Raw genomic sequence first — 2,953 nt, 5'->3', positions numbered from 1 at the left:
CCTGCGGCATAGCTTCGCTTAGAGCGACACAGGAGCGTCGCGTCATTACGAATTAATTACGAATTACGAATTAATAATGATTTCCCATTTTGCGGTGATGGATGGCGGGAAGTGCGTTGATTTTGGCGACTCTTCCGGTTTGAACTGTGCTGTAAATGATCCAATGATCTCCACAATCCATGCGAGTTGTAACTTCACATTCCATGTAACTTAAAGCATCAGCTAAAATTGGAGAGCCATTATTGGCAGGATATGTTTTCACTCCAGCAAAGCGATCTGCACCAGGAGCAAAACGCTTGAGAAAATGTTTCATTAATCCTTGATAGTTGCCTTCTTCTAAAACGTTTAAAACAAAGCGATCGCCTATTTGCATTAAGGATTCAATTGCTCGTTCTTTGGCTACAGCAACTGCCACTCCTAAAGGATTAAGACTTGCTTGTGTCACCCAAGAGGCAAACATAGCACTCTGGATTTCTCCTTTTTTGGTGGTGATAATATATAATCCACCGCTGATACGTCCTAAAGCTTTTTCTAACTCGGTGTTGATGGATTTGATTTGTTTAATTGTGCGATCGCGGGTTAACCAAAGTCCTAAATCTGTTCCCGCTTCTTCACAAAGTTGTTCTGTTGTTTGTGTGGGAGTTTCTTTAACTAAAATCGGAGGAAAGGCTTCAGTTAAACCGATTTCTTGAAACTTATTTCGTAAAGGATAAATGGGATCATCTTCTCCTCCCCCTGACTCAAATAAACCAACTGATTGCTTATGGTGAGCAGCAGCTAAAATTGTACTTAAGGCAGCATGAGCGATCGCTGATGATTGGGGTGGCATTCCAATTACTAAGCCTGAAGCTTGAGTAATTAATTCTCGAATTTCTTGAGGCTCAGAATCATTGAGATTTACTAGTTCAATTGCTACACCTATTTTGGTAATACCATGGGCGATCGCACGAGCTAAATGTTCGCTACAACCGTAATCTTCTGTGTAAAATAAAGCTACTAATGTCTCAGCTTTTGCTTGTTCTAAACTCCAGTTTTGATAACATCCAAGCCATTCGGAAATATTGTGTTTTAGTAAGGGCCCATGTCCCGTGGCAACTGTGCCTATATCTAACTTCTCAATCCGCTTGAGTGCTGCCAATACAGAACGTGCATTCGGCCCCATCAAACAATCGTAGTAATACTTAAAGTCCTCCTCTATTAAGGTTGAGTTTTCATCATAAGTGTGGTCATCACAATAATGCATTCCAAATACATCACAGGTGTAAAGAATGCTAGTTTTGTGGTCATAAGTCAAGATTGTGTCCGGCCAATGTAAGTTAGGTGCAGAGATAAATTCTAATTCATGACCATTGCCTAAATCTAAACGTTCTCCACTTTTCACCTGTATTGATTTAAAAGGCTGGTGAACCATATTTTCCAAAAATTGGATAGCAACCTTAGCACCAACAATGGTAATATCAGGAGCTAGTCTTAAAATGTCTTTGACTAAGCCACTATGATCTGGTTCTGTGTGGCTAATAATCAAATAATCTATGTTAACTGGGTTAATTAACCCTACCAACATCTCAAGATATAACTGCTCAAACTTCCGATGGGAAGTATCAACCAGAGCAACTTTTTCTCCTTGAATTAAAAAAGAATTATAGGTCGTTCCATTCCGTAAACCGAACTCGATATCAAATCTTTCTCGCTCCCAATCAAGACAACGGATAGCAGTTGTTTGATGAGCAATTTCAACAGTTTGAATCGTTAAACGTCCTGAATGATAATTAACTTGATTAGACTGTGTGAGTGCGATCATTGGTGTTCTCCAAAAGATTTTTATCTGGAGCGATTTAAGTTCTTCTCTTTATATTTACCTAAGAACACCATTTGGTAAAATGCCAATATCTAAAGCTATCCATCAGAAAGTTTTATTCTTCATGTGGATAGAGTTTACCATTGTAAATACTCAATGTTTACCATTAGTTTTATATCTAATCAAACGCCAACCTTAACAGGTTGTTTGAAAAGCGATTAGAAATCACAGCTACACAGACAAAACCCACCTACGTGGGTTTCAAAACCTTGATTTTTCGTGTTTTCCGCGCAGGCGGACTTTGCTTGTGTAGTAGCGAATTATATCGCCCAAAACTTTTCAAACATTCTCTCGCAATATTTGTGGCTTGATGAGCAAACTAACTCCAGTTGCCCAAGCAATTGAGGCTGTCCAACCTGCCAGAATATCGCTGGGGTAGTGAACTCCTAAATATAGCCGCGTCCAGCCAATAGCCAAAACAAATAAACCCCCTAAAATTGCAACTAACCAGCACCAGCGACTACCCCATGTCAAAATCACCAGAGTGGCTACAAAGGTCATACTCGACATAGCGTGACCGCTAGGAAATCCATAGTCAAATTCCGGTGATGGTGACTCCCACAGATGAGGACGCACTCGATGCAACAAGATTTTTGCTGTGCGGTTAATAACGATGCTTCCCAGTAAAGTAATGATAAGATATGAAAATTGCCGCCATCGTCGTCTAATAAATAAACTAAAAGCGATCGCACTAGCAACAGGAAATACACCCCAAAATACCCCTAATTTAGTCAACGTCGAGGCGAAGACATCAAGTTGGGGCTTTGATGTTGAATGAATTGCCAACAGAATAGGTACATCCCACGGAAAGCCCCCTTCATTCTCCCAAACTTCTTCCGCTAACTCCCCAAACACCTGCAAGGGTAAAAAGACTCCTATCAACAAGAGTAATAGGGAAGCGCGATAAGTTTTGATTATATGCCAAACAAAGGTGAGGAAAGATTGAAGATATCTCAAAAAATCAAAGTTAAACATTAGATTGGGGATTGGGGAACTCGGGGCCCCCGCTCCTGGAGGGACTGGGGAATTGGGAATTAGGAAAAGATATTAAACGCTTATCTGAGACATTGGTATCCTCTAGATTATAGCCACCTT

3 protein-coding genes are annotated in these 2,953 nt (G+C 40.4%); 1 reads left to right on the top strand and 2 read right to left on the bottom strand.

The window, feature by feature from the left end; all coding sequences use genetic code 11:
- Positions 1 to 70 precede the first annotated feature (70 nt).
- The gene (locus AC5JMF_RS32280) at positions 71 to 1,801 is read right to left on the bottom strand and encodes a diflavin flavoprotein (RefSeq protein ID WP_495799787.1); all 1,731 of its coding nucleotides are present in this window, start codon (positions 1,799 to 1,801) and stop codon (positions 71 to 73) included.
- Between AC5JMF_RS32280 and AC5JMF_RS32275 the strand changes: the two genes are divergently transcribed.
- A complete protein-coding gene (locus AC5JMF_RS32275) occupies positions 1,788 to 1,997 on the top strand; it encodes a hypothetical protein (protein ID WP_495799786.1) in 210 nt (69 codons plus the stop codon). The two genes, AC5JMF_RS32280 and AC5JMF_RS32275, sit on opposite strands and share 14 nt — an antisense overlap.
- Positions 1,998 to 2,137: 140 nt before the next feature.
- On the opposite strand, the gene AC5JMF_RS32270 is transcribed toward AC5JMF_RS32275, so the two are convergent.
- Positions 2,138 to 2,833, bottom strand: coding sequence for a phosphatase PAP2 family protein (locus tag AC5JMF_RS32270; protein WP_495799785.1), 696 nt, complete (start codon positions 2,831 to 2,833; stop codon positions 2,138 to 2,140).
- Positions 2,834 to 2,953 lie beyond the last annotated feature (120 nt).

This window comes from Desmonostoc vinosum, assembly GCF_059505385.1.
Note: the sequence above shows the minus strand (reverse complement) of the source record. Positions and strands in the feature narration are given on the sequence as shown.

What these genes read in the sequence shown, in the direction of transcription:
- AC5JMF_RS32280 (WP_495799787.1), bottom strand. Translation starts at nt 1,801, where the DNA reads ATGATCGCACTCACACAGTCTAATCAAGTTAATTATCATTCAGGACGT.
- AC5JMF_RS32270 (WP_495799785.1), bottom strand. Translation starts at nt 2,833, where the DNA reads ATGTTTAACTTTGATTTTTTGAGATATCTTCAATCTTTCCTCACCTTT.